We start from the raw sequence: 2,926 nt of genomic DNA, 5'->3' as shown, positions 1-2,926 counted from the left end.
GCGCACGGCGGCCATGCGTTCGGTTCCGCGCTGCGCGATCCGCAGATCTGGCTCGCGATCTTCGTGTACTTCTGCCATCAACTGACGATCTACACGGTGATCTTCTTCCTGCCGGGCATCATCGGCGGGCGTGGTCGGCGCGGCCGAGGATCAGGCTGCAATTCGTGCCGCCGAAGCCGAACGAATTGGAGAGGACGGCGCGTACGCGCGCATCGCGGCTCGCAAGCACGTAGTCGGCGGCGAGGGCCGGGTCGGGTTGCGTCGTGTTGACGCCGGCCGGCACGAACTGCTCGCGCAGCGCGAGCGCGGCGGCGACCGCCTCGAGCGCGCCCGCCGCGCCGAGCGTATGGCCGGTCGCACCCTTCGTCGAGCTGCACGGCGTGCTGGCGAACAGCGCGCCGATCGCGCGGCTTTCGGCTGCGTCGTTGCTCGGCGTCGCGGTGCCGTGCAGGTTCACGTAGTCGATGTCGGTCGCGTCGAGGCCGGCGGACGCGAGCGCCTGCTCGATCGCGACGCGCGCGCCGAGCCCGTCCGGATGCGGCGACGACATGTGATGCGCGTCGCTCGATTCGCCGATGCCGAGCAGCAGGATTGCGTCGGCGTCGAGTGCGGCGGGCCGGTCGGGCACGCGTTCGACGAGCGCGAACGCGGCGGCCTCGCCGATCGAGATGCCGTCGCGCGCGACGTCGAACGGCCGGCACGGCTGGCGCGACAGCAGTTCGAGGGAATTGAAGCCGTACAGCGTCGTCAGGCACAGCGAATCGACGCCGCCGACGACGGCCGCGTCGATCAAGCCTGCCTCGATCATGCGGCGTGCGGAGCCGAACACCTTCGCGCCGGACGAGCACGCGGACGAGATCGCCATCGCCGGCCCGCGCAGCGCGAAAAACGCGCGCACGAACGCAGCCGGCGAATATGGGTTGTGCGTCTGCGCGTAGCGGAAGTCGGCGGGCAGCGCGCCGCTCGCCGGATCGCGGCGCTGGTATGCGTGCTCGGTCTCGAGGATGCCGGCCGTGCTCGTGCCGATGAACACGCCGACGCGCGCCGCGCCGTAGCGCGCGACGGCCGCCGCGACGCTTGCGTCGAAGCCGTCCTGCGTGAGGCCGAGCTGCGCGAGGCGGTTGTTGCGGCACTCGAAGTCGGCGAGGTCGGCACGCACGGGCTGCGCGTCGACGCCGTCCACCGCGCCGATCCACGTGTCGAGATCCGCACGCTCGAAGTCGCAGCGCGTGAGCCCGCCGCGCGCGTGGCGCAGCGCATCGAGGGTCGCATCGAGGCCGCGGCCGATGCAACTGGTGGCGGTGAAGTGCGAGAGCAGGAGAGGTTTCACGAGGGTCGCATCCGGTGGCCGGAACGGGCGCCGCAGCAGGGCTGGCAGGCGCGCCGTTCGAGGTCAGATTTTATCAAACGGGGGTGCCGAACCGGCCGGCTCGCCCGGCCTGCCGGGCGGTTCCGGCGCGAGCGCCGCGCGCAGCGTGGTCCAGTGCAACTGCGCGTCGGCGGCCGCGCGCAGCACCGCTTGCAGCACGTCGAGCACGACCGGTTCGCCGCGTGCGTCGCGCGCCGCGTGGCCGTCGTGCACGAGCAGGATGTCGCGCGCTTCGAGACCGTGCAGCAGGCGGCGCGTGACGGTCGCGGCATCGCGCGCGCGCGTGTCGAAGCCGCGCCGCGTCCAGCTTGCGAGTTGCAGGCCGTGTTCGCACAGCACCGGCTCGAGAAACGGATTGCGCAGGCCGGCCGGCGCACGGAAGAACAGCGGGCGCGTACCGGCGAGCTCGGTCAGCGTCTGTTGCGCGGCCGCGATCTCGCGCCGCAGCGCGGCGGGCCCCGACAGCGAGAACGTGTGCCGGTGCCGCTGGCTGTGGTTCTCGATCGCGTGACCGCGCGCGACGATTGCCTCGATCCAGCGCGGATGACGGCGCGCGAGATCGCCGATGCAGAAGAACGTCGCGCGCGCGTCGTAACGGTCGAGCAGGTCGAGCACACGCGGCGTGACGTCCGGGTCCGGGCCGTCGTCGATCGTCAGGGCGATCCGGCGGCCGGCACCGGGCGGCAGGCGCGTCCAGTTCGGCCCGAGCAGCGTGCTGCGCGGCCACAGGCCGGCGGCGGTCAGTGCGAGATGCGACGCGACCACGCCGCCGACGGCCCACGGCCACGTGGCCGGTTGCGCGACGACGGCGGCGGCCGCGCCTGCATGCAGCGCGGCCGTGCCCGCGATCAGCGGCGTCGGCTTCCAGCGGCGCGTGTCGCCGGGCGGTCGCGACGGAACGGACGACGGCGCGTTCATGCGCGGCTTCCTCGATGACGGTTGACGGCCGCGACCTCGGCCGCGCGCGGCGCGAGAATCGCCGCGAACGCGAGCGCGAGCATCGCGCCCGGGCCGACGGTCAGCCCGAAGGTTTCGAGCAGCGGCACGCGCGACAGCGCGAGCAGCCCGAAGCCGGCGACCGTCGCGAGGTTCGCGATCAGCAGCGACACGAGCGTGTAGGGCGTGACGGGCTGCGCGTCGTCGCGCTTGCAGAAGAACAGCGCGTAGTTCGAGCCGACCGCGACGATCAGCAGCATCCCGACGAGATGCAGGATCGTCAGTTGCACGCCGGCGAGCGCGAAGCCGGCCGTCACGACCAGCACGGCCGCGACGAGCGGCGCGAGCGCGCGCACGACGCGGCGCGGCGAGCGCAGCGCGATCAGCAACAGCACGGCGATCGCGGCAAAACCCGCGAGCGACAGCCGGATGTCCTCGTGCACGTAGCTCACGTACAGGCGATCGGCTTCGGCTTTCATGTCGACGAACAGCGCATCGGGCACGCCCGCGCGCGCGACGGCCGCGCGAATCGGCGTGGCATCGAGACTCGATGCCGGTTGCGCGGTGCGCGCGGCGTCCGGCGCGCGCAGCGGCAGCATCGCGCTCCAGCGGCCGTCACGA

Annotated in this window: 3 protein-coding genes and 1 pseudogene; 1 reads left to right on the top strand and 3 read right to left on the bottom strand. The window is 72.7% G+C overall.

The genetic code is table 11. The features are described 5' to 3' along the window. A pseudogene (locus G3N61_RS38475) lies at positions 1–138 on the top strand (MFS transporter); the annotation flags it as partial. On the opposite strand, the gene G3N61_RS38470 reads toward G3N61_RS38475, so the two are convergent. The 3 genes from G3N61_RS38470 to G3N61_RS38460 all read right to left on the bottom strand — a co-directional run. Further along, positions 119–1,330, bottom strand: coding sequence for a beta-ketoacyl-[acyl-carrier-protein] synthase family protein (locus G3N61_RS38470; protein ID WP_089451272.1), 1,212 nt, complete (start codon positions 1,328–1,330; stop codon positions 119–121). The pseudogene G3N61_RS38475 and the gene G3N61_RS38470 sit on opposite strands and share 20 nt — an antisense overlap. A gap of 63 nt (positions 1,331–1,393) precedes the next feature. After that, entirely contained in the window at positions 1,394–2,287 is an 894-nt protein-coding gene (locus G3N61_RS38465; RefSeq protein WP_205825057.1) for a polysaccharide deacetylase family protein, read from the bottom strand. Next, a partial coding sequence (locus tag G3N61_RS38460) for an MMPL family transporter (RefSeq protein WP_205825055.1) occupies positions 2,284–2,926 on the bottom strand: 643 nt, incomplete at its 5' end. The genes G3N61_RS38465 and G3N61_RS38460, both read right to left, overlap by 4 nt.

The organism is Burkholderia sp. Ac-20349 (assembly GCF_017104865.1).
GTDB lineage: Bacteria > Pseudomonadota > Gammaproteobacteria > Burkholderiales > Burkholderiaceae > Burkholderia > Burkholderia aenigmatica.
The sequence above is the reverse complement of the archived record's forward strand: the minus strand, read 5'-3'. Positions and strand labels throughout refer to the sequence as shown.